29 protein-coding genes are annotated in these 24,720 nt (G+C 30.8%); 21 read left to right on the top strand and 8 right to left on the bottom strand.

The annotated features are described in order from the left end of the window. Positions 1–20: 20 nt before the first annotated feature. The 7 genes from KEC48_RS06905 (at position 21) to KEC48_RS06875 (ending at position 3,942) form a co-directional block, all read left to right on the top strand. Positions 21–212: a hypothetical protein gene (locus KEC48_RS06905; protein ID WP_211965059.1), complete on the top strand. Its 192-nt coding sequence runs from the start codon at positions 21–23 to the stop codon at positions 210–212. Positions 213–571: 359 nt separating this feature from the next. Then, positions 572–730 (top strand): hypothetical protein, encoded by a 159-nt coding sequence (locus tag KEC48_RS06900; protein ID WP_211965058.1) that lies wholly within the window; start codon positions 572–574, stop codon positions 728–730. 407 nt (positions 731–1,137) lie between these two features. Then, positions 1,138–1,650, top strand: coding sequence for a hypothetical protein (locus KEC48_RS06895; protein WP_211965057.1), 513 nt, complete (start codon positions 1,138–1,140; stop codon positions 1,648–1,650). A 388-nt stretch (positions 1,651–2,038) separates the two neighbouring features. Continuing rightward, complete coding sequence (locus KEC48_RS06890; RefSeq protein ID WP_129739208.1) at positions 2,039–2,602, top strand: hypothetical protein; 564 nt, start codon at positions 2,039–2,041, stop codon at positions 2,600–2,602. Positions 2,603–2,677: 75 nt separating this feature from the next. Next, positions 2,678–2,866 carry a hypothetical protein gene (locus tag KEC48_RS06885; protein ID WP_211965055.1) on the top strand — a complete coding sequence of 63 codons (189 nt, stop codon included), beginning with the start codon at positions 2,678–2,680 and terminating at the stop codon, positions 2,864–2,866. Positions 2,867–2,895: 29 nt separating this feature from the next. Further along, a complete protein-coding gene (locus tag KEC48_RS06880) occupies positions 2,896–3,378 on the top strand; it encodes a GNAT family N-acetyltransferase (RefSeq protein WP_211965053.1) in 483 nt (160 codons plus the stop codon). 111 nt (positions 3,379–3,489) lie between these two features. After that, on the top strand, positions 3,490–3,942 hold the full coding sequence (locus tag KEC48_RS06875) for a GNAT family N-acetyltransferase (RefSeq protein WP_129739212.1): 453 nt from the start codon (positions 3,490–3,492) through the stop codon (positions 3,940–3,942). A gap of 63 nt (positions 3,943–4,005) precedes the next feature. Here the strand turns inward: KEC48_RS06875 and istB are convergent, their stop codons facing one another. From istB to KEC48_RS06845, 6 genes are all read right to left on the bottom strand, one after another. Next, entirely contained in the window at positions 4,006–4,764 is a 759-nt protein-coding gene (gene istB, locus KEC48_RS06870) for an IS21-like element helper ATPase IstB (RefSeq protein WP_211961934.1), read from the bottom strand. Beyond that, positions 4,751–4,942 (bottom strand): hypothetical protein, encoded by a 192-nt coding sequence (locus KEC48_RS06865; protein ID WP_211962971.1) that lies wholly within the window; start codon positions 4,940–4,942, stop codon positions 4,751–4,753. Before KEC48_RS06865 ends, istB begins: the two co-directional genes overlap by 14 nt. Before the next feature lie 97 nt (positions 4,943–5,039). Then, positions 5,040–6,011: an IS21 family transposase gene (gene istA, locus KEC48_RS06860; protein ID WP_211965051.1), complete on the bottom strand. Its 972-nt coding sequence runs from the start codon at positions 6,009–6,011 to the stop codon at positions 5,040–5,042. A gap of 297 nt (positions 6,012–6,308) precedes the next feature. Next, positions 6,309–7,307: a GGGtGRT protein gene (locus KEC48_RS06855; RefSeq protein ID WP_211965049.1), complete on the bottom strand. Its 999-nt coding sequence runs from the start codon at positions 7,305–7,307 to the stop codon at positions 6,309–6,311. A 13-nt stretch (positions 7,308–7,320) separates the two neighbouring features. Then, positions 7,321–8,013, bottom strand: coding sequence for a hypothetical protein (locus KEC48_RS06850; protein WP_087356922.1), 693 nt, complete (start codon positions 8,011–8,013; stop codon positions 7,321–7,323). Between the two features lie 260 nt (positions 8,014–8,273). Beyond that, complete coding sequence (locus tag KEC48_RS06845) at positions 8,274–8,627, bottom strand: helix-turn-helix domain-containing protein (RefSeq protein ID WP_211965047.1); 354 nt, start codon at positions 8,625–8,627, stop codon at positions 8,274–8,276. Positions 8,628–8,780: 153 nt separating this feature from the next. On the opposite strand from KEC48_RS06845, the gene KEC48_RS06840 reads away from it, so the two are divergent. The 10 genes from KEC48_RS06840 to KEC48_RS06795 all read left to right on the top strand — a co-directional run bounded on the left by KEC48_RS06840 (position 8,781) and on the right by KEC48_RS06795 (position 18,188). Beyond that, complete coding sequence (locus KEC48_RS06840; RefSeq protein WP_211965045.1) at positions 8,781–9,464, top strand: hypothetical protein; 684 nt, start codon at positions 8,781–8,783, stop codon at positions 9,462–9,464. An 83-nt stretch (positions 9,465–9,547) separates the two neighbouring features. Then, positions 9,548–10,063 (top strand): RNA polymerase sigma factor, encoded by a 516-nt coding sequence (locus KEC48_RS06835; RefSeq protein WP_087356925.1) that lies wholly within the window; start codon positions 9,548–9,550, stop codon positions 10,061–10,063. Next, the gene (locus KEC48_RS06830; protein ID WP_205089828.1) at positions 10,056–11,450 is read left to right on the top strand and encodes a PepSY domain-containing protein; all 1,395 of its coding nucleotides are present in this window, start codon (positions 10,056–10,058) and stop codon (positions 11,448–11,450) included. The genes KEC48_RS06835 and KEC48_RS06830 overlap by 8 nt, the downstream gene beginning before the upstream one ends. A gap of 88 nt (positions 11,451–11,538) precedes the next feature. Continuing rightward, positions 11,539–12,219 (top strand): VanR-ABDEGLN family response regulator transcription factor, encoded by a 681-nt coding sequence (vanR, locus tag KEC48_RS06825; RefSeq protein WP_205089823.1) that lies wholly within the window; start codon positions 11,539–11,541, stop codon positions 12,217–12,219. Continuing rightward, positions 12,212–13,309, top strand: coding sequence for a HAMP domain-containing sensor histidine kinase (locus KEC48_RS06820; protein WP_087356928.1), 1,098 nt, complete (start codon positions 12,212–12,214; stop codon positions 13,307–13,309). The genes vanR and KEC48_RS06820 overlap by 8 nt, the downstream gene beginning before the upstream one ends. A gap of 70 nt (positions 13,310–13,379) precedes the next feature. Next, positions 13,380–14,129, top strand: a complete 750-nt coding sequence (locus KEC48_RS06815) for a C39 family peptidase (protein WP_205089821.1) — start codon at positions 13,380–13,382, stop codon at positions 14,127–14,129. A gap of 60 nt (positions 14,130–14,189) precedes the next feature. Further along, positions 14,190–15,074: a methylenetetrahydrofolate reductase [NAD(P)H] gene (metF, locus tag KEC48_RS06810; protein WP_205089814.1), complete on the top strand. Its 885-nt coding sequence runs from the start codon at positions 14,190–14,192 to the stop codon at positions 15,072–15,074. Continuing rightward, positions 15,067–15,696: a vitamin B12 dependent-methionine synthase activation domain-containing protein gene (locus tag KEC48_RS06805; protein WP_087356931.1), complete on the top strand. Its 630-nt coding sequence runs from the start codon at positions 15,067–15,069 to the stop codon at positions 15,694–15,696. Before metF ends, KEC48_RS06805 begins: the two co-directional genes overlap by 8 nt. Beyond that, positions 15,678–18,026: a homocysteine S-methyltransferase family protein gene (locus tag KEC48_RS06800; protein WP_211965043.1), complete on the top strand. Its 2,349-nt coding sequence runs from the start codon at positions 15,678–15,680 to the stop codon at positions 18,024–18,026. The genes KEC48_RS06805 and KEC48_RS06800 overlap by 19 nt, the downstream gene beginning before the upstream one ends. Before the next feature lie 9 nt (positions 18,027–18,035). Then, positions 18,036–18,188: a hypothetical protein gene (locus KEC48_RS06795; RefSeq protein ID WP_211965040.1), complete on the top strand. Its 153-nt coding sequence runs from the start codon at positions 18,036–18,038 to the stop codon at positions 18,186–18,188. Here KEC48_RS06795 and KEC48_RS06790 read toward each other — a convergent pair. After that, positions 18,185–19,915: an ABC-F family ATP-binding cassette domain-containing protein gene (locus tag KEC48_RS06790; protein ID WP_211965038.1), complete on the bottom strand. Its 1,731-nt coding sequence runs from the start codon at positions 19,913–19,915 to the stop codon at positions 18,185–18,187. The genes KEC48_RS06795 and KEC48_RS06790 overlap by 4 nt on opposite strands. Before the next feature lie 75 nt (positions 19,916–19,990). Here KEC48_RS06790 and KEC48_RS06785 point away from each other — a divergent pair, with 75 nt between their 5' ends. Genes KEC48_RS06785 through KEC48_RS06770 form a run of 4 tightly spaced genes read left to right on the top strand, consistent with a single transcriptional unit; the run spans position 19,991 to position 22,896 of the window. Further along, entirely contained in the window at positions 19,991–20,677 is a 687-nt protein-coding gene (locus KEC48_RS06785) for a TIM44-like domain-containing protein (RefSeq protein WP_211965036.1), read from the top strand. Next, complete coding sequence (locus KEC48_RS06780) at positions 20,674–21,378, top strand: restriction endonuclease (RefSeq protein WP_087356935.1); 705 nt, start codon at positions 20,674–20,676, stop codon at positions 21,376–21,378. The genes KEC48_RS06785 and KEC48_RS06780 overlap by 4 nt, the downstream gene beginning before the upstream one ends. A gap of 39 nt (positions 21,379–21,417) precedes the next feature. Further along, positions 21,418–22,740, top strand: coding sequence for a M18 family aminopeptidase (locus KEC48_RS06775; protein ID WP_211965034.1), 1,323 nt, complete (start codon positions 21,418–21,420; stop codon positions 22,738–22,740). 3 nt (positions 22,741–22,743) lie between these two features. Beyond that, a complete protein-coding gene (locus KEC48_RS06770) occupies positions 22,744–22,896 on the top strand; it encodes a hypothetical protein (protein ID WP_162607611.1) in 153 nt (50 codons plus the stop codon). A 283-nt stretch (positions 22,897–23,179) separates the two neighbouring features. Here KEC48_RS06770 and KEC48_RS06765 read toward each other — a convergent pair whose 3' ends face one another. Next, positions 23,180–24,628, bottom strand: coding sequence for a L,D-transpeptidase family protein (locus tag KEC48_RS06765; protein ID WP_205089795.1), 1,449 nt, complete (start codon positions 24,626–24,628; stop codon positions 23,180–23,182). Positions 24,629–24,720: the final 92 nt, after the last annotated feature.

Raw genomic sequence — 24,720 nt, 5'->3', positions numbered from 1 at the left:
TTTTAAGATGGTATTGAATTATGGATAAACATATAAAAATAAAAGCCATGACAACAATAATTTGTTTGATATTAAGTATATTTGCTTTATATACTTTTGTTTTTGTTGCAGAAGTCTCTAAAGGTTGGAGAATGATTTTAGTTATAATTGCAATATTTTGGATAATTTCTGGAATATCCAACTTAGTAGAATATTTTGGAAAACGAAAATAATAAAATTCTAGTTTATATGGAAGGCTGTAAAGATATTATTTTAAAAAATAATTTTTACAGCTTTTTATATACAAGAAAAACTTTTGTATTTCTATAATAGTTCTGTTCTTTTATAAACAATATTATTGATTTATAGAAGAGATTAAAGCATTTTTAAGAATATATTAAAGTATTTTTAAAAAATTTATAGTTCATAAATTATATAATTTTTTTGTCAATAGCATTATTCATATGGATTATTTGATTTCATATCATGAGCAATGCATTTCAATAAATTATAAGAACTAAATGAGAAGTGAGAAGAGCAAAATGAAAAAGAGTAAAAAATAACTATCATATCAGTTGTTATTACAGTTCTTATGGGGTTAATACAGGCTTATTATTGTTTGAATTTGTCTGTGAACTTGCCTAAAGAAGTTGCTTGGACTGTTATGGAATGTATTGAAACAAGGTTAAAACCAGATGAGTATCAAGCAACGATAGGACCTTTACATTTTGATTTAACAACTTCAGCTTAACATGCATTTGGATACACAGAAGATAATACATATATAAAAGTTTATGGATATTGTGTTTTGCTTTAACTTACTAATGACACTTTTAGAGAAAATAAAGATAACCAGATTGATATGTATTCTTCTGAATATGGGAAGCTAATTATTTTGTCGCTTATTTAAAAAATAATCAACAAAGAGCTAATCCAGAAAAAACATGGATATATCAGTATCCTCAAACAACAATTGATATATTAAAGCACATGCCTATGAGAACATGGCCTTATATATCTTGATGATCCAAAAGGATATATGGAGAAATTATCTACATAATGTGCAAAAAAATGTATGAGTATCTAGATAGTCATGATATTTCAGGTCATAACTAAAAAAAATATATATGATTTAATGAATATATGCGGGAGGAAAAAATGAGTAAGAAGAAAAGAATAATTTTGGTAATTGTAGGAACTGTTATAGCATTAAGTGCTTTGCTATTTTATTGGGATCATCAGATTGTGACACCATCTCAAGAACTCGATAAAAGTTTAAGATATGAATTAGCACATATGGATAATGAATATTTTGAATATGATTTTGCAGTCGTATCTTATAGATTATTCAAAATCAATGAGTCAAAAGATGAAGCAGATATTTATGGAATGTTTTATATTGAACAATATAAAGAAGATAGTGATGTTTCAGTAAGTGGTTATTTGGATTATATGAAAGTAACAATGAAGATAAATGGTGATCAGTATAAATTAGAAGAAGTCTGGATACCTAAAGACGGAGATCAATATCTAACATCACTATTAAAAGAATTTCCTATTAATACGTGGAGTCGCATATTATTTACTGGAGATAAATATAGACTTAAATTGGTCGAAGAAGGTAGACAACAATATGAAGAATATATACTGGATAACAGTAAAAATAATTAAAATGAAAAAGTTCTGATTCAATTAAAATCAGAATTTTTTAAATCTAATATTTGTTTATGCTTATTTACTAGCATCTTCAATCGAATCGTCATCTTATTTTTTTTGTTAAAAAACTGCTAAATGAAAATAGTACCATTAGTCACCAACAGACAGGAGTTAAAGTAACTGATGAATACAAAAATATCAAGCTAAAGCTTTGAGTTTGGTAGAAAAAGACGATTTAGAAAGTTTAAAATTTTTAGAAGATAAAGTCAAATCATTAAATTTATTCTTGATAGATGGACGTGTAGATTGATGAAAATTATTATTTAGATATGATATCAAATGATAGTATATGTTATAATTAAGAATATAGATAAATTAGAATTTATATATTTAGGAGGTATATATGAAGTTCTGGACAGTTCAAACTAAAGATGTAATTGAAATTATTCAAGAAAAAGGAGTGTATCAACCGGATTTTAATAATAGTCGCTATTTACATATAAATAAGAATTTAAGTGATTTGTATTCTATAATATTAGACTCTTTCAATCAAATAAATAAAAAAGATTTACCTGGTGTTATTTTTGCTTTTGCAAAAAATGATAACAATAGAATATGTTCTATTAAGACTATTGAAGAGTTTAAAGAATTTATAAAAAGCAAACATGCAGTGATTGAGGGATTTTGGAAACAACTGGATAAAGATAATTCAATGATTATTGAGCTTAATTATGAGGATAATTTTAATCCTATATTTATTGACATGAATGATTTTCAATTTTTAATGCCACCAATTATGCTTTTACCTCCATATACATCAGAATCTATAAATAGAATATTGGAAGATATTACACAAGGTCAGATTTGCGTTTCTGAATTTCCAAGTTATGTTATTCAAGCTCATTTACCCTATATTGAAAAAAGAAATGTAATAAATATTTATCCAATGTTTGAATTAAATGAGTAAATAATACCAGTTTATCAAGGAGTTAAATAGACATATTCTCAGTTATCAAATTGGAGGTTAATGAGGTGAGGATAAATGGATAAAAAAAAGAGGAATTTTTATTTGGTGTTATATGGAATAGCTATTCCTGTTAGCTTATTTGCTTTATATACATTTATCTTTGTTTTTGATAATGATATTGGGTGGAAAATTGGACTAATTATTATAGGTTTTGGTTGGTTTATATCTGCTATCTCTGGGTTTATAGAAAATTTGAAGAAATAGAATATTTTAATTGAAGGAGATGTGTTGTCGTGATTAGAATTGAAAAAGTAAATGCGAAAAATATATGGGATATACTAAAACTACGTGTGAGTAAGGAACAGGAATCGTTTTTTGCACCCAATGATTTGAGTATCATAGAAGCATATATTGCAATAACAGGAAATGGACATGCCTTTCCATTTGGTATTTTTGAAGATGAAATTCCTGTTGGCTTCTTGATGATAGGATATGATGTAGATGACTCATTTGATAATCCACCACAGATTGCTTATGGTAATTATAGTATCTGGCGATTGATGATTGATGAAAAATATCAGGGTCATGGATATGGAAAAGAAGCAATTTGTTTAGCTTTAGAGTTTATTAGATCATTTCTATGCGGTAAAGCGGAATATTGTTATTTATCTTACGAACCTGAAAATGTAGGTGCGAAAAAACTTTATTCAAAGTTTGGCTTTATAGAAAATGGTGAAATGGATGGCGAAGAAATAGTAGCGGTTTTAAAATTATAATATTCTGATAATAAGAAAATGAGTAAAACTTGAAAACGAGATACACGATTGATTTCAATTCTAACTTTGAATGCTTATAAATGCGTTAAATTCTAATTTGTGGGGGCAACTATGAAAGAATATACTTATATTACTTTAAGGCAAAAACCAGAATTAAAAGAAAAAGTGGCTGCATGGTTTCATGACAAATGGAAAGTGTCACAAGAAGCTTATCTTGAATGTATGGAAGCCTATCTCAATTATGAAACCGAATATGGTTGGTATCTTTGCTTAGACGGCGAGTGTATTGTAGGCGGTCTTGGCGTGATTGAAAATGATTTTCATGACAGGAAAGACCTTACGCCAAATGTATGTGCAGTATATACAGAAAAGGAATATCGTTGTCAGGGCATTGCGGGACAACTGTTGGATATAGTTGTAAAAGATATGAAGTCTAAAGGAATTACTCCTATCTATTTGATTACAGATCATGTGAGTTTTTATGAAAGATACGGCTGGGAATTTTTGTGTATGGTTCAAGGGGACAATGAGCCTGATATGACAAGAATATATATCCATAGATAAATTTCAGTTTATAGATTAATAACATGATATAAAAGTCAAGATAATTTGACCAATTTGTTGCAATTAAGTGTTCTCAGTTTTTTTAGGATTTAATTTATCTTTGATTCGATAAGATGGACCTGTGATATTAAATAAATATGAATAATGAAGAATCCTGTCTAATATGGCTTTAGTTATCATTTCATCATTTCCTAATATCTGTGACCATTTATCAAATGAAATATTGCTTGTAAAAATAGTAGATCGTTTAGTATATCTTAAATCAATCAATTGAAAAAATAATTTAGCTTCCAGTGGTGTTATTTCATTAAATCCAACTTCATCAATGACTAGCAGCTTATACTTATAAAAGAGTCTTAGTTTTCTTTCTAATGTCCCCTCATTATATGCCTGTCTTAGTATATTGATTAATTTATTAAATTTAATAAAATATACACTATTTCTTCTTATAGCTACTGTATATGCAATTGCTATTGCCAAATGTGTTTTTCCAGTACCAGGGTTACCTACAAATACGATATTTGTAGCATTTTCATAAAAATCCGATTCAATAATAGATCTTATTTTTTCTTCTTTTATACCTGGCTGAAAATTAAAATCATAATCATCAACTTTTCTTAGAAAAGGAAATGCTGCTACTTTTACATTATAAAGTCTGTTATTCTCCTCTTTAGCTATCACTTCCTTATTCAGTATCTTATGCATTACATGCAGTTCTTCTTCAGCTATTTCATTATTCATTACTAATGAATTTAAATATGAATATGCTGATTTCAGTTTTAAATAATTCAATTGTTCCAGTACATCATTAGTCATTGTCATAAATTATATTCTCCAGTTCTTTTAATATTATTTGATTGCTTTCTTTAACTGCCTGCTTATCTGTTTTCTTATAATAAAGTTCATGTTCTTCTTTTATATTAAATTTATTATTAGTAATAGGATGTTTTTCAATAATTTTTCCGTTATAATATATAAGAAGTTCTTTGTTTTGGACCACTAGTCCGACACGTTTTCCAATATATTCTTGTGGTAGGGAATATTTATTGTATTTATACTGGAATAGTGATTCATTTGTAACATAGACTTCATTTAATTTAAGGTGATACCTGCTTCTGATTTCTTTGCTGGGTAACGGAAGCAGATCGCCTTTTCTTTTCTAAAAGAAAATTTCTAGGAAGCCTTGTTGCCTGTGAGGAACGTTCATTATCCTCGTTATTGATTATTTCCAGTTTGTCATGTATATCAGATAATCCGCTATAATAACCGTTATAATTTTTAAGCTGATCCACTATTTTATTTTGTGTCTCAGTTTTTCCTTTGGTTTGAGGTCTATATGGCATACATGGCATAGGTGTTATTCCATAATCTTTACAGAATTCTTCAAATTTACTGTTTAATAAAGCTTTATCATCAGCTGATTTACGAGGCTTTTCTACAAATGCTTTAAGATTGTCAATGACCAGTTCTTTAGGAACACCACCGATTTCTTCAAATGCCTGGGCTAAAAATATTAACAGGTTATCAGTTGTAGGTTTTAATATTACCTGCCTGTAATTATATCTTGACCATGATAAAGTCAGAGTAGGAATATATACTACTGTCTGCGTGCCATTTTTATCTGTAAGTTTAACTTTTTCTTTCATATCGAACTGAGCCTGTTGACCAGGATTGGTTTCAAAACGTTCGATAAAAGAATCGGTTCTGTTATTTTTAAATTTACTATTGAGCTCTTCGTTATCCTTAATGTATCTGAAAAATGTCGAACGTGTACAGGTGATACCATGTTCACGTTTCATAAAATAATAAATATGATCGATATAATCAAAATTTCTCTGTTCATCACACAAATATTTGTATATAAGATCTTTATAATCATCTAAATATCTTTTTCTGTTTCTTGTTTTTTTAGGTGCGATACCGTTTAGCCTTCTGCTTAGTGTTTTTCGGCTACAGTTTAATTCTCTTGCAAGTTTAGAAACATTCAATTTAATTTCTCCTTCCTTATAGGCTCTGCTTAACATTAAAGCCTGATCCAAATTATTTATTTTAATGACTGCTGTATTCAATATAATTCACTCCTTTACAGGAAAGAATTATATCAAAAAAGATTACCCTGATTAATGCAAAGTGTAACCACTTATCTGCAACAATTTGGGTAATCTTATTTTAACTTTTATACATGATAACAAGTTATTGTATAAAAAAGCTCTGATCATATCATGCGGTTAGAGGTGTTTTTTTGCTTTTAGGGTGTCGAAAAGGTGTCGAAAAGGTGTCAAAAAGTAAATTGCCCTAATTTGAAAAATAAAAATAATTTATACTGAAATAAAAAAAGTCCTGATAAAATCAAGACTTTTTAAAAATTATTTACAAGCTTCTTCGATAGCTACGGCAACAGCAACAGTTGCTCCAACCATTGGGTTATTACCCATACCAATTAATCCCATCATTTCTACGTGAGCAGGAACTGAAGAAGAACCAGCAAATTGAGCATCACTGTGCATACGTCCCATAGTATCAGTCATACCATAAGAAGCAGGACCAGCAGCCATATTATCAGGATGTAATGTACGTCCTGTTCCTCCACCAGAAGCTACTGAGAAATATTTTTTACCTTGTTCAACACATTCTTTTTTATAAGTACCAGCTACTGGATGTTGGAAACGAGTAGGGTTAGTAGAGTTACCAGTAATAGAAACGTCTACACCTTCTTTGTGCATAATTGCAACACCTTCACGAACATCATCAGCACCATAGCAGTTTACTTTTGCTCTTGGACCATCTGAGTAAGCTGTTCTTGATACTTCTTTGACTTCACCTGTAAAATAATCAAATTGAGTTTCTACATAAGTGAAACCATTGATTCTTGAAATGATTTTAGCAGCATCTTTTCCTAAACCGTTTAAGATAACTCTTAATGGTTTATTTCTAACTTTATTTGCTTTTTCAGCAATTTTGATAGCTCCTTCAGCAGCAGCAAATGATTCATGTCCAGCTAAGAAAGCAAAACATTCAGTTTTTTCATCTAATAACATTGATCCTAAGTTACCATGTCCTAAACCAACTTTACGATCATCAGCAACAGATCCTGGAATACAGAATGATTGTAACCCAATACCAATTGTTTTTGCAGCATCAACAGCTTTTGTATCCCCATTTTTAATTGCCATTGCAGCACCAACTATATAAGCCCAACAAGCATTTTCAAAACAGATTGGTTGAGTTGATTTTACAATGTTATAAACATCAATACCTTTTTCATCACAAATTGCTTTAGCTTCTTCAATTGATTTAATATCATATTTAGCTAATGCAGCGTTGATTTGATCAATTCTACGTTCATAATTTTCAAATAATGCCATTTTCGTACCTCCATTATTCCTTTCTTGGATCGATGTATTTTGCAGCACTATCAAATCTACCATAAGTACCAGTAGCTTCTTTTACTGCTTCATTAGCATCTTTTCCAGATTTAATCATATCCATCATTCTTCCAAGATTAATGAATTCATAACCGATGATTTCATTGTTTTCATCTAAAGCAAGTCTATTAATGTAACCTTCAGTTAATTCAAGGTATCTAGGTCCTTTTAATTTTGTAGAATAAGCAGTACCTAACATACTTCTTAAACCTTTACCTAAATCTTCAAGACCAGAACCAATTGTAAGTCCTCCTTCAGAGAAAGCTGATTGAGTACGACCATAAACAATTTGTAAGAATAATTCTCTCATTGCAGTGTTAATAGCGTCACAAACTAAGTCAGTATTTAAACCTTCTAATAAAGTTTTACCAACTAAAGCTTCACTTGCCATAGCAGCAGAATGAGTCATACCTGAACATCCAAGTGTTTCAATTAATGCTTCTTCGATAATTCCTTCTTTCACATTTAAAGTTAATTTACATGCACCTTGTTGAGGAGCACACCAACCAACACCATGTGTTAACCCAGAAATATCTTTGATTTCTCTTGAATATACCCATTTTCCTTCTTCAGGAATTGGAGCACATCCATGACTTGCACCACGTGCAACAGTACACATTTCTTCTACTTCTTTTGTATAAATCATTTTTTTACTCCTTTCATCTTCAAAATGATTAGCCAGACAAATCAGAAAATTGTGCTTCTTTTCTGATTGTGGTGAAGGAATTCACCTACTGTGATTATAAGTCAAATAGCCTCTAAAGTCAATGTAGAGCGTACTTTCATAGTGAAAAAATTATCAAAAAAAGAAAAATATTAAGATTTACTCATTGCAAATATCAAATAAATAAGATATAATGAAGTTGCTTTAAGTAAATATTGATTATAAAAAAAGAAATAGCAAAACTATTTCTTTAAATGATTCATCTTTTCAATAATATTCATAAGCGACTGAATACCTTCCAACAATATTTCACGTTCTTTAGGAGAAAGACTTCTCATATATTGAATGACTTTTTCTTCATCTTTACCTTGAATTAACAAATCAGGGTTGCCATGACTATTCAAATGCAAGAGATGATTCAAATCAATATCAAGAATCTGACAAATATCTTTAAGAATATCCAGACGTGGAAAGTTCGTATCTGTTACATATGCTGAAAAGGCACCGGGTGAAATATTTAATTTTTTAGCAATCTCTTTTTGTGTCATATTCTTTTCTTCTAATCTGGTTGCTAAAATTTTGCCAATTTTTAACATTTATCTCACCTCGTCTTTTACCATTATATCGGAGAGTTAGGAAAATCTGTGGAATATTCATGAATAATTGATTTATATTTGATATCCATTTAAACTGTTGTTATAATGAAAAAAATAATAGATAAAAAAGTAACTATATAAGGAGATGTTCCTATGTATATATATGATTTTTTTCATTCTCTAACCTTTTTACAACCATCTGATCAATTTTTTGATGAAGATTTCTTAGCTGATAAATATCATGTTCAAGTGATTCATCATAGTCAGCTCACTGAAAATGTTTCCTATCATCAAAAAGCAAACTTCTATCTTATTTATACAAAACAAGAACATTCAAAAAAATTTTATGCCTACAGTTTAGATAACTTATATCAATATATAAAGCAGTTATCTTTGATGAAAATTACAATTCCTGCTTCTCAGGCTATTTATTTAGAAGCTGGTATTCTTGAAGCCATTTATTTGTATGATTATCTTTTATCAAATTCTTTAATGAATTCTTATTCTCATCTATTATTACCATTATCTTATCTTGATAATCTTTTTTGTGGATGTCCCCAAAATAATAAAAATGATTATCCACAAACTTATCATATAGAATGTCTACAACAACTCTATATTCTTCGTTTTTATTATTTCATTATTCAATATTGTTATAATCGTTTTCAGTGTCAACAACATCTTGTCTTAACACACCCATATCATTTTGATATTCTTGTACAAAATAAGCTGACACAATATTTAAAAGTCAGACCGATAAAACATATTCAAGATTTGACTTTTTTAGATAATCCTATCCTTGATCAATATATACATTCACTTCAAAATGATTCTTAGGAATCATTTTTTTAACAAAAAATAAAAAAATATGCAATAATAGAACTAATCATCTCATTAGTATAGTGAAAGGGGGAAAAAATATGAATCAAAAAGAAATAGATGATCTCATTCTTCAGATTCCCCATATTGATAATGCTTTAGATCAATTATATGAAAAAACAAAGACAAGTGTTTTTGCCTATATCATGAGCATTATTAAAAACTACGATGATAGTAGTGATATTTTACAAGAAGTATATGTGAAAATTTATTTAGCGGCTAAAAATTATCAATCACAGAAAAAACCACTTGCATGGATTTATACAATCGCAAGAAATGAAAGTTATCTTCATTTACGAAGACAAAATGTAACACAGGAATATCAAGATCATTTGTATTGTCCTCCAGAAACAGACATGCATACTCAAATGATTTTAGAACATTTGTTTGAAAGTCTAAATGATCAGGAAAGAGAAGTCATTATTATGCATTCTTTATGGGGATTGAAACATCATGAAATAGCAAGTTTATTAAATATTCCTATAGCGACATCCTTATCAAGCTATCATCGTGGTATGAAGAAAATGAAAAAGATAGGAGAGAAGACTTATGAATGAAATCAAAAAGGCTTTTAAGAAAATAACACCTCATCGCTTAGATGAAATTAAAGAAGAATTAAAATATCGAGATGAAAATATTGTAGTAGAAACCAAAAAGAAAAAAAGACATTATCTCTTTGCAGTTCCAGTGGCTGCTGTATGTATGGCTATGGTATTAATGTTGTTGCCTTCAACACATGCTGTGGAAACAGTTGTCGGTTTAGATGTCAATCCTAGTGTGGAATTGAATCTAGATAACGATTATAAAATTGTTGATGTCAAGACAAACAATGAAGATGGTAAAAAAATTGTTGGTGATATGAATTTAAAAGGTAGTGATATTGAAGTTGGTGTCAATGCTTTGATTGGTGCTATGTTGAAAGAGGGTTATATTGATGAATTAAAAAATTCATTACTGATTTCTGTGACTGGTGATAATGAACAGGAAAATGAAAAGCTCAGAGAACAGCTTTCATTGAATATTGATGAATTATTGAAAGCCAGTGATATTAATGGTTCCATTGTTTCACAGACAATCAGTGATAAGGATATTGAAGCACTGGCTAAGCAATATCAGATTTCTGTAGGAAAAGCTGAAATTATTCAACAGCTTGTTTCTAAGAATTCATTATATACATTTGATTCATTGAAGAATCTGTCTATTCATGAATTGAATCTCTTATTACAAAGCAATCAGGTTGATCAGGTATCCATTACAGGCAATGCCAGTGAAAGTGGATATATCGGAAAAGAGAAAGCACAGCAGATTGCATTGACAGATGCTAATGTATCGAATCCAGAGATGGCAAAGGTAGAGATGGATTATGATGATGGTGTGATGATATATGAAGTTGAATTCTATAAGAATCAAGTAGAATATGATTATGAAATCAATGCAACAACAGGAGCGATTGTGAAAAAAGAAAAAGACAATGAACATTCTACACAATCATCAAGTCAATCAACTCAACAAAATCAGACAACATCTTCATCAAACAACCAGATTTCACAGGAACAGGCAAAATCAATTGCGAAAAATCATGCCGGAGTTAGCACAGTAAGTCAAGAAAAGATGGAAAAAGATTATGATGATGGTATTTATGAATATGAGTATGAATTTGTCAGTGGCAATTATAAATATGAATATAAGATTAATGGAACAACAGGTTCAATCTTAAAGCATGAAAAGGAATATGTTGGTCAAGTGAAAATCAATCACAATGATGCGAAACAAAAAGCATTCCAACATGCAGGTGTTTCATCATCAAATGTTTATGATGTCGATGTTGAATTAGATGATCATCACTATGAAGTTTCTTTTAAATCTGGACATTATGAATATGAATATGAAATCAGTGCTGAAAATGGATCTATTCTTTCACATGAAAAAGACTATGACGATTAGAAGAAGTGACAAGCTTCTTCTTTTTTCTTAATAAATTCTTAAAACATTCACATGAATAATGTAATATAATGATGAATGAGGTGAGAATATGAATATTTTAGTTGTTGATGATGAAAAAGAAATTGCTGATTTAGTAGAATTATATTTAAAAAATGAAAACTTTCATGTTTTTAAATTTTATAATGGTTGCGATGCTTTACGTTGTGTTGAAACAGAGGATATTGATTTGGCTGTATTGGATATTATGTTGCCTGATATTGATGGTTTAAAAATATGTTCTAAAATACGTGAAACGAAAATTTTCCCTATTATTATGTTGACTGCCAAAGAAACGGAAATAGATAAGATTACCGGTTTAACAATGGGGGCTGATGATTATGTCACAAAACCTTTTCGACCATTAGAACTGATGGCAAGAATTAAGGCACAATTACGTCGATATGCAATGATGTCACCTAAAAAAGATGAATCTGTTTTAACAATAGGGGCTTTAACTATTGATAAAGATAATCATCATTGTTATTTAGATAATCAATTATTGTCATTGACTCCAACTGAATTTTCTATTTTATGGTTGCTATGTTCCAATAAGGGAAAAGTTGTCAGTGTTGATCAGATTTTTCACGATTTATGGGGTGAGAAGTATTATACAAATTCTAGTAGTTCAATTATGGTTCATATTCGACATTTAAGAGAAAAAATGAATGATTCTGCTGAAAATCCACGTTATATTCAAACTGTATGGGGAGTAGGTTATAAAATTGAATAAAGATTATACAAAGAAATTTCAACATGAAATTATTAAAATACATATATTGATTACAGCAAGTTGTTTTGTTTTTATTCTTTGTCTTTATTTTTATATGGATTATTTTTATAATGGTGCTTTTATTAATTTTTTACAAGAGTTTTTTGGTTGGGATTTTGCCCATTTTGCATTAAGAAATCAAAGAACGATTATCTTTATGATTATTATGATGGTTATTTTATTAAATTCTATTATCGTAGAAATTTATGCCATTCAAAAAATATCTCGTGTTTTTTCACAGATTCAAATTCTTTTTCAAAAAGATGATCAAAGAATTGTTTTAGATGAATCTCTATATGAATTAGAAAATGATTTAAATGCCTTAAAAAGAGAAAGTATTGAAAATGAAAAAAAGGCTATTGATGAAGTTCAACATAAAGTAGATATGATTGCATATCTGGCTCATGATATTAAAACACCTTTAGCCTCAGTCATAGGTTATTTATGTCTGTTAGATGAAACGCCTCATTTACCAGAGGATTTACGTCATCAGTACACTCATATTACTTTAGAAAAAGCCTATCGTTTAGAACGCCTCATTAATGAATTTTTTGATATCGCAAAACTCAATCAGACATATTCTCCTTTACATCTAGAAAATATCCATCTTCTTTATCTTTTAGAACAAATGAAAGAAGAATTTTATCCATTAACTTCTCAAAAAGATCAAAAAATAGATATTCAAGTTCCAGAAAATTTGATTGTCTGTGTTGATGCTCAAAAAATGGCAAGAGTTTTTAATAATATTTTAAAAAATGCTTTTCATTATAGTTATGAACATACAATCATTCATATCCAAGCTTATCAAGATGAAAGCTATACACATGTGGTTTTTGAAAATCAGGGAGATACAATTCCACCCGATAAAATTCAAAATATTTTTAAGCAGTTTTATCGTTTAGATGAATCACGTAATTCATCAACAGGAGGCTCAGGGCTAGGATTATCTATCGCCAAAACAATTGTGGAACAACATCATGGTTTTATTAAAGTCAAGAGTGAAAATCAAAAAACATCCTTTGATGTGATGTTACCACGTCATGAACTTTAGAAAATCTTAAGTATTTATTAAAAAAATATATTTTTTATTCCTCTATAATGTTTTCATGGAGGAAGATGTTATGAGAAGAAAAATATTAGTATTTATAGCAGTATTGGTGATTCCTATCCTTATTTTACTAGCGGATCATTTTATTTTAAAAGAAGATATTCATTTATCTTATGATTATGATACATCTGCCAAATGGCATCAAATTGTTGATAACCCCAATGCTTATCCTCAAGAATTGATTGATCTGGCATTAAGAAATAAAGAAACCATTTCTTTTGTAGCCGATTATCCTGAAGATCATGAGAAAGACATTGCTATTAATATTCAACAAGAGATTCAAAGTGAAAGTATGCCTTTATTTATGCAATGGGATAAACGTTGGGGATATAAGATGTATGGGGATCAGATGATGGCTATTGATGGATGTGGACCGACATGTTTATCAATGGTTGTCAGTTATCTTACTCAAAATGGACGTTATCATCCTTATTATATGGCACAGTATAGTGAACAAAATGGTTATTATAGTGAAGCAGGAACAGCGTGGCCATTGATGGTGAGAGGGGCACAGGCATGTGGTATTGATGTTAAAGAAATTCCTTTGGATGAAAAAACAGTTGTTTCAAATCTGTTAGAAGGACATCCTATTATTTGTAGTGTTTCTAAAGGGACTTTTACATCTACAGGTCATTTTATTGTTTTATCTGAATATAAAAATCATCAAATAAAAGTGCTTGATCCTAACAGTCAAAAGAAAAGTGGATATTATTCTTTTGATGATCTATCTTACCAAATTAGAAATTTATGGGCATATAGCTAGAATAGTTTTTGACTATTCTTTTTTTGTGTTATAAAATAAACAAAAAATGGAGGTAACAATATGAAAATTTCTGAAATATTAAAAAAGAAAGCAACTATTTCTTTTGAAGTTTTTCCGCCTAAAAATAAAGAAGGAGATATTTCATCTATTTATTATACAATTGAAGAATTATCACATTTAAATCCAGATTTTATCAGTGTCACTTATGGGGCTGGTGGTTCAACAAAAGGAAAAACTGTTGAAATCGCATCTACGATTAAAAATCAATACCATATTGAAGCAGTTGCTCATTTGACATGTATTTCTTCAACACAACAAGAAATATTAGATATCTGTCAACAATTAAAAGACAACAATATAGAAAATATTCTCTCTTTACGTGGAGATTATCCTCAAGATGGTCTTCAACATGAACTGGCTTTTCATTATGCAAAAGATTTAAATCAATTTATTTCATCTCATTTTCCAGATGATTTTTGTTTATCTGGGGCCTGTTATCCTGAGGTGCATCAAGAAGCCAGTTGCTTAGAAGACGATTTAAAGGCTTTAAAAGAAAAGGTAGATGCCGGAGCTGAGTATCTGATTACACAGATTTTCTTTGATAATCATTATTACTATCGTTTGGTTAAAGAGGCTAGAAAAAGAGGTATTACAGTACCGATTCTAGCTGGAATTATGCCTGTCACACATTCTAAATCATTATTAAGAACAGCCAAATTATGTGGATGTTCAATTCCATATGAATTATCAACAATGATTGAATCTTACTATCATTATCCTCAAGCTATGAAAGAAATAGGAATTAATTATGCAACACATCAGATTATTGATTTAATCACAAATGGAGTTGATGGTATCCATATTTATACAATGAATAAACCTGAAATAGCGAAAGCTATTTTTCAAAATATTCCTACTGTATTAAAAGAGTTAAATCATGAATAAACAACTCATCAGACATTATCTTCAAGCTCAAACGGTCATGGACCAGACAACTGAACAATTCATAGATGAATGTATTCATGAAGTCCAGACGATTGCACAATTTAAAGCTGTCTATCAAATTTATCATTTATCCCATCATCCCTTGATGTTGAAAGAAGTGAATATTCCTTTGGTATCAGATGATTTAAAGTTTTATTTCAAAGATTGTCATGAATGTTGTATTATTGCCTGTACGCTCTCAACAATGATTGATCGTCAATTGAAGTATTATGAACATATTGATATGCATAAAGCTGTTGTATTTGATGCCGTGAGTAATGCGTATTTAGAGGAATGTTGTGATGATTTTGAAAAGACTTTAGATTTTAAAGAACGAACGTTTCGTTTGGCACCGGGTTATGGAGATATACCAATGCAGCTCAATAAAACATTCGCAACTTTGTTGCAGATTGATAAAAAATTAGGTGTCAGTATGAATAGTTCGGGCTTATTGATTCCAATGAAGTCGATGATTGGTCTTATAGGGATTGGAAAAAATATGAAAAAAACATGTTTATCGTGTATTCGCAAAGAAAGTTGTGAATTAAGGAAAGGGGGACAAAGATGTTACGTGAAAGATTAAAGAAAGAATTATTGATTTTTGATGGTGCTATGGGTTCAATGTTGCAAAAGTATGGAATGAAAGCAGGGGAGATACCAGAAGTTTATAATATAGAACACCCTGAGATGATTATTGATATTCATAAGCAATATCTTAAGGCTGGGGCTCATTTTATCACGACGAATACTTTTGGGTGTAATCCTTTAAAGATGCAGGAAAGTGGATATTGTTATTGTGATTTATTGAAAGCCGCTGTGAAAAATGCTAAAAAAGCAAGAGATGAAGTGAATCCAGATGCTTATATTGTTTTAGATATTGGACCTATAGGCCAGTTATTGGAACCACTAGGGACACTTCGCTTTGATGAAGCTTATGAAATGATTGCTTCACAGGTTTTAATGGTAAAAGATGATGTTGATGCTGTTTTATTAGAAACAATGACAGATTTATATGAAGTTAAAGCAGGTATTTTAGCTGTCAAAGAAAATAGTGATTTACCTGTGTTTGTGACAATGACATTTGAAGCTCATCAGCGTACTCTAACAGGAACAGATCCTCTCACATTTGTCAATGTAGTTGAAGGATTAAAGGTCGATGCTCTTGGTGTGAATTGTTCACTAGGACCAGTTGAACTATTACCGATTGTCAAAACGATTTTAAAATATGCTTCTGTGCCAGTCATTGTTCAACCAAACGCTGGATTACCTTGTTTAGAACATGGTCATACATGTTATCCAATGAAAAGTGATGAATTTGTAGAAGCTATGAAAGAATATGCACAGCTTGGTGTTAATATTATTGGTGGATGTTGTGGAACGACACCAGAATTTATTGCTGGTTTAAAAGAGCATTTGCCTTCATATAGTCAACCCCGAGAAGTCTTACCTTATACTGCTGTGTCCAGTGCTCATCAGACAGTTTTATTTGAAGGACAAGTGGTTGTTTGTGGTGAAAGACTTAATCCGACTGGGAAAAAGAAATTGAAAGCGGCTTTAAAAGAAGGAAACTATGAAGAATATGTGAAAGAAGCCATTCAACAACAAAGAGCTGGCGCAGATATATTGGATGTTAATGTGGGTTTACCTGGTATTGATGAAAAACAGGTGATGGTCACTGTTCTCAAAATGTTGCAGGAAGTGATTGATTTGCCTTTACAGATTGATTCTTCTTCGCCAGAAGTCATTGAAAAAGCATGTCGTTATTATAATGGAAAGCCATTAATTAATTCAGTGAATGCTAAAGAGGAAGTTATGGAAGCTATTTTTCCGATTGTTCAAAAATATGGTGGTGTTGTTATTGGATTAACATTACAAGATGGAATTCCTTTATATGCAGATGAAAGATTAACACTTGCCAAAAAAATTATACAAAAAGCAAAAACTTATCAAATACCATCAAAAGATATCATTATTGATTGTTTAACTTTAACAGCTTCAGCTCAACAAAAAGAAGTACAAGAAACATTAAAAGCTGTATCATTAGTTAAAAATGAATTATCTCTTTATACGACATTAGGTGTATCTAATGTATCCTTTGGTTTACCTCATCGTCCTTTGCTTAATCGTACCTTTTTAGCACTGGCATTACAGGCAGGATTAAATTTACCGATTATTAATCCTTTAGATCAACAATTAATGGATACGATTGATGCTTATCGTGTTCTCTCTTATCAAGATAAAGATGCAATTCAATACATTGAAAAACAATCCCAGCACACCGTGCAACCAGTCTTTCCTACAACGGATTTTACATTGCATGATATCATTATTCATGGTTTAAAAGATGAAGTGAAAGCCAAAACACAGGAACTCTTACAAACAAAACAAGCTTTAGAAATCATTGATCAAATCATTATTCCAGCACTGAATCAAGTGGGTGATGATTATGAAAAAAATCGTATCTTTTTACCACAACTGATTCAATCAGCAGAAACAACAAAACTTGCTTTTGAAGTCATTAAATCAACGTTTCATCAACAAGATGCTGCAAAAGCGACAGTTGTTATGTGTACTGTTGAAGGTGATGTTCATGATATTGGAAAGAATATTGTTAAAGTTATTTTGGAAAGTTACGGTTATCAAGTGATTGATTTAGGAAAAGATGTGAAAAAAGAACGTGTTGTGGAAGCCTATCAACAATATCACCCTCAGGCGATAGGTTTGAGTGCTTTAATGACAACAACAGTCGTCCATATGCAAAAAACGATTCAGGCATTAAAAGAAGCTCATTGTGATTGTCCTATCTGGGTAGGAGGAGCTGTACTCACAGCGGATATTGCTAGAGAAATAGGGGCTGATTATTATTGCCAAGATGCAATGGCAACAGTGACATTATTACAGGATATTTTATAGGAGGGTCTTATGGCATTAAAAGTCAAAATGAATTCAACTGATTTAGATGAACTTGAAACAGAGATTCCTTTGTTTGCAACACAAGAAGAAAGTGAAGATATTCAAGTTGATGAACAAATGACAATTAAAATTAAAGTCAAAGAAAAAGAAGAACAGTCTTAATGTGACTGTTCTTCTTTTTCTAATAGAATAAGCCAACGATTGCTTTTGATTTCAATATCTTCCTCTAATTGATTTCTTTGACAAGAAAGAGCTTGGATAGAAGCAAAATCACTGACATGATGAAGTTGTTCATCTAATTCATGAAGCTGTTGTTCTAGTAAAGGAAGTGTTTCTTCTAATGTTTGAAGTTCCTTTTTTTCATGATATGTTAATCTGACAGCACGTTCTTTTTGAGGTTTCACTGCCTTTTTGACTTTGCGTTGAACAGGTTGTGCATTCAACATATAATCACTATAGCCTCCATTATGAATTTCAATACGCTGATGATTAAACACCCAAAGCGTATCACAAAGACGATCTAAGAAATAACGATCATGGGATACAGTGATGATTATTCCTTGAAAGCTATCTAAATAGTCTTCTAAAATCTGTAATGTCGTAATATCTAAATCGTTAGTTGGTTCATCTAATAACAAGACATTAGGAGCACTCATTAAGACTTTTAATAAATATAAGCGTCTTTTTTCGCCACCAGATAAACGACCAATAGGCGTATATTGCATATCTTTATCAAATAGAAATTTTTCACACATTTGTTTAGCGGAAAACTCACCTTGACGTGTCTGGAGATAACGGGCTTCATCTTGAATATAGTCAATCACTTTTTGTTGAGAATCCATATCTTCGTGACCCTGTTTAAAGTAACCGATACGAATGGTTTCACCATATTCTACATATCCTTTTGTAGGCTGTAATTCTCTGGCTATAATATGGAGTAAAGTTGATTTGCCAGAACCATTGATACCAATAATACCAACACGTTCATTTCTTTTTAATAAATAATCAAAAGGTTCAAACAAAACGGAATCATAACCATGTGATACACCATGTAAAACAATGGTTTTATGACCTAAACGTGAAGCAATATCAATCATTTCTAAGTTTTGACGAACAGGAACATTCTCCTGTTGACTTAAAGTTTCAAATCTTTGAAGACGTCCTTTGTTTTTAGTTGTACGTGCCTGAACACCAGCACGAACCCATTCGAGTTCTTTTTTGAGAAATTGTTTTCTTTTGTGTTGTGTATTTTGTTGTGTTTCTTCTCGCAAAGCTTTTTGTTCTAAATAAAGTGAGTAGTTCGCATCATAGAAATAAAGTTGTCCATAGTCTAATTCCATCATACGCTTTGTAATACGTTCTAGAAAATAACGATCATGGGTAATCATAACTAAAGCTTTATTGAATTTGATAAGAAATTTTTCTAAATATTCAATCATTTCATGATCTAAATGATTGGTTGGTTCATCTAATAAGAGTAAATCACAAGGTTTGATGAGGGCGATTGCTAAAGCAACACGCTTTTTTTGACCACCTGATAATTGACCGACAGGTTGATGATGGTGAGTGATCTGAAAACGATTTAAAATGGAAAGGATTTCATATTCGGCAATATCATGACTAACTTCTTGGTAGACTTGTTGTAGAACGGTGTTTTCTGGCTGGAATTGTGGATGCTGAGAAAGATAGTTAATGCGGATATCTTTCTTTTTGATAATTTCTCCTTTATAATCTTCTTGACCAGCTAAAATTTTTAAAAGAGTTGATTTTCCAGCTCCATTAAGACCAATCAAACCTATTTTATCATGTTCATGAATAGAAAAAGAAATATCTTTTGCGATACATTTTAAATTGTTATATTTTTCAAGATGTGATACACTCATTAACATATTCATATTCTCCTTTATTGTTTTATTGTATCATGACTTTTTATTTTGTAAATATTTTCGTAGGAAGTGATGTTCATGAAAAAAGTCATCATTATTTTATTCATTTTCATATTCATGTGTCAACCTGTTTTTGCACGTGCTGGAGGAGGTAGCAGCAGTGGTGGAGGAAGTCGTGGACATAGCAGTCATACTTCATCACCACATACAAGCTCTCGTCGTCAAGGTGGTTCGCCAATTGCAGGTGTTTTAGGTGCAGGTGGCTGTCTGATGATGATGCTGTACTGGAAGCGTCATAAAGCCAAAAAAATGCATCAGGAGATTGTAGATGATATAAAAACAGCATATCAGCAGGATACATTCTGGGATGAAAAAGTCTTAAAGAAAAAAGTAGAAGAACAATATTTTAAAATCCAGAAGGCTTGGTCAAAACAGGATTTAACAACACTCAAGCTATGTTTAAGTGACGCTCTTTATGAAAGATGGCAATTAAAGATGGAATGGCAACAATATCAAAATCAACAGAATGTTTTAGATAATATTCAATTGTTTAAGGTGATTCTTGTTGATTTATATGATGATATAGATAATCATCAAGATTATTTCTGGGTATATATTGAAGGAAAGATGAATGATACGATGGTTCAAGATGAACAAGTCATAGAGAGTCATCATGATACTTTTGTAGAATATTGGAAATTTATACGTTATGGAGATGACATTTTATTGGATGAAATTAAACAACAAGATGAGGTAGAGTCATGAAGTGGATTTGGAAATTATTTCGATGGCTGATTCATTTGTTAGGACGTTTATGTGGTTCATTGTTAGGTTGGATATTTGGCTGGATTCCTCGTTTAAAAAAGCATATGACTGGCATTGAATTTGAACAATATGTTTATGAAATATTGAAACGACTAGGTTATAAACATTTGCGTTTAACACGTCAAAGTGGGGATTATGGGGTTGATATTCTAGCCAGTTATCGAGGTGTTAGATATGCTTTTCAATGTAAGTATTATAGTAAGCCAGTAGGTGTCAGTGCGATTCAACAGGCTTATAGTGGTTGTGAGTATTATGATTATGATGAAGCAGTCGTTGTTACTAATCAGACTTTTACAAGACAGGCTTATGCTCTAGCAAAAAATAATGGTGTCATTTTATGGGATGGAGAAAAATTGGCTTTAATGCGTCGTCGTGCGAATCGTCACGCTTTATTTTATCGTTTTCATCATTCTGATCATCATCCTTATGAAGATATTTTGCAGGTCATTATAAATGCGAATTATGCTTCTGAAGATTTGCTTTATCAACAGCTCCAAATTCCTCTTTCACGAATTGATTATATTTTAGATGATTTAGAATTTTATGATATTGTATCATGTGAAGATGAATATGGTTTAAGAGAAGTATATATTTCTTCAGTAGAGGAAGGCATAAAATTATTAGAAAAAAGTCCTATTTGATATCATTTATGATACAATAATAAAAACGGAGGTATAAAAATGTATAAAGAAGTTTCTCAACAGTTAATGTCTTTTATTCAACAAAGTCCAACAGCTTTCCATGCTGTAGATACAATGAAAAAAATGTTGAATGAAGCAGGATATCAAGAATTATCAGAAAGTCAAAAATGGTCTATGGCAAAAGGTGGAAAATATTATGTGACACGTAATCAGTCAAGTTTAATTGCTTTTCATATTGGTGAAAAATTAGATCATTATAATTTTCAGATTGTGGCATCACATAGTGATTCACCTACTTTTAAATTAAAAGAAAAGGCAGAGATGGAAGTGAAAAACCATTATCTGATGTTGAATACAGAAGGATATGGTGGAATGATTTGTTCATCATGGTTTGATCGACCATTATCGATTGCCGGTCGTGTGATGATTAAACAAAATAACACTTATCAGACACGTTTATTAAGTTTTGATCGTGATCTGGTTTTGATTCCCCATTTGGCTATACATATGAATCGTACAGTTAATGAAGGATATGCCTATAATAAACAAATTGATATGTTGCCTCTTTTTGCTGGAAAGCAAGGTCAAATAGGTGATTTGAAAAAAATGATTGCAAAAGAATTACAAGTAGATGAAGAAGCTATCTATGGCAGTGATCTTTACTTATATAATCGCACTGCACCATCTTTATGGGGTGCTCATGAAGAATTTATTTCTGCCCCTCGATTAGATGATTTACAATGTGCCTATACATCTTTACAAGGATTTTTACAAGGATCACATCCTCAATCTATTCAGGTTTTTGCTTGTTTTGATAACGAAGAAGTGGGTTCAGGAACAAAACAAGGTGCTGCCTCAACATTTTTGTATGATACTTTATATCGCATTCATCATCATCTTTTCCAAGACAGTGAAGATTTCTATCGTGCTTTAGCTAATAGTTTTATGTTAAGTGGAGATAATGCACATGCTGTACACCCTCATCATGTTGAAAAGACAGATCAAGATAATTGCGTGTATATGAATCAGGGAGTTGTCGTCAAATCTCATGCCGGACAAAAATATACAAGTGATGGTTTAAGTATTGCGGTGATCAAGGGATTATGTCAAAAAGCCAATGTTTCATTACAGTTCTTTGCGAATCGTTCTGATACTGTAGGTGGTAGTACTTTAGGAAATATTGCCATGTCACAAGTATCTATGAATTGTGTGGATATTGGTTTACCACAATTAGCGATGCACTCAGCTTATGAAACAGCAGGGGTTCAAGATTCTTATGATATGATTCAGTTAACAAAAGCATTTTTTAATAGTCATATTCAGGTATTAAGTGATGGAAATATTTTAATAGAAGGTGATTAAATAATGTTTAAGCGTATATTTAAATTTGGATTTTATTCTATTTTTTCATTTTTCATAGTGACATGTCTGGCTTCTATTTTACCATTAGAGAAACAACAAAAGATTTTACGTATGCCTTTTGAACAAAACAAAAAAGATCCTTACTCAAAAAAGTAAGGATTTTTTATTGAATAGATATTTTATGAGTGATGATTAAAGCTAAGGGTATAATGAATACGATATAAATAAAGATACATATCAGGCCTAAGATATTATCAAATGTCAGAGAAGATGAAGGTGAGAACAGAAAAATAATCTTTTGAATGATATGGAAATAAAGCCATGAAATGGCTAGGAAAAATATGATTTGTACAAATCTTTTTAAAAAAGTATTCATAAAATCCTCCTCCTATCTTTATACTAGCATACATCCATAAAATAAAAAAGGCTTTGCAGCCTTTTAATAATAACAAACAACAGGAATATTCACTTTCAGTTGACTATATAATGAAGCAGCAACATTCAATGGTAAGTTGATACAACCATGAGAACCATGTGTTTTATAACGGTCGCCACCAAAAGAAGATTGCCATGTTGCATCATGTAAACCTATTCCACCATTAAACGCCATCCAATAAGCGACAGGTGTTTCATATTCTGGTTTTCCATCAGCTTGAATCTGCCCTCTTAATACACGATTACGTTGCATAAAATAAACATAATAAGTTCCACCAGGAGTGATACGATCAGGTGTAGGTAATCCTGTAACACAGTCAGATTCTAAAACAACATTACCATTTTTGATAAACCACATATGTTGTTTTGTCATGTCAATTTCCACAAAAGTATTACCTAAACCACCATTACTATAAGAAGCCTGTACACCAGTTACAGAAGGACTTCTTGTTTCTTTTTTATGTGCTTTAATATCACTTAATAAACCAGTGACTTCTTTACTTTGATTTAATTTATAACCATAATTACCACCAGATACAGTTCTTGTGCCATTGGCTCCTTTAAATGTTTTTGATTTTCCAATAATATTAATTTTAGGAGCTAAAGTATCTTTTACAAAAGCTGTTGCCTGTTTCTTAAATTCATCCTCATCATAATAATAATTTCCTTTTTCATCAATAGATAACCATTGAATCAAATCATTACCATCTAACACAACATTACCAGAAACAGTTTTATAAGTAATTTTCGCATCACAATATTCTTTAGCAAGTTTCTCTAAATTTGTAATGATTTTATCTTGAGATGTCAGTTTTGGTTCTTTATAAATATGTTGTTCTTTTAAATGAATCGTATCTTGACGTGTCTGAAATGCCTTTTCTACAGCGTCAATCAATTGTTCATTTTGAATAGTTGTTCCAAAAACTTCAGGTGTAATCACAAATTGTTCATCTTTATACTCTACTTTTGCATCCACTGGTGCAATTTGTTCATCTTGTACATGTTTTAAAGATGTCACAGCTTTTTCTAATTGTTTTTGATCTGTGATTAATAAATCATTTAAATTGATATCTGTAGATTGAAAGAAATGTGTAAACCATAAAAAAGGATTCTGTTTATCCATTTCCTTTTGAATGCTGTTATTAGGATTAAAAGTGATACCACTTTGATCTTGTTTTAAAGTTTCTTTTTGATTATCAACAAAAGTCAATGATAATGTCTGATTTGTCAGTGCATCTTCAAGTGTATCACTGGCTTGTTTGTAAGTCATTCCTGAAACATCAATATCATTAATAGCTGTACGACTCATAAATTTGTCATGATAATAGAAACATCCAAAAAGATAAACAACAATAATGAGTGCCCCTAAAATAAGCAGTGCTTTCAAAACATGATCTTTTCTTATGCGAACCTTTTTTCTTGTCTGTTTTTCTTGCTTTTTTGTTTCCTCCATATAACATACCCCTCATTTTTAAACTTCATTTAGAAGTATAGGTATTTTTACCATAAAAGTCAAGTTATCCAACATTTTATATGCTTGAAATC

Source organism: Clostridium sp. C1 (assembly GCF_018223625.1).
Taxonomy (GTDB): domain Bacteria; phylum Bacillota_I; class Bacilli_A; order Erysipelotrichales; family Coprobacillaceae; genus Allocoprobacillus.
This window is presented reverse-complemented; position numbering and strand designations above follow the sequence as displayed.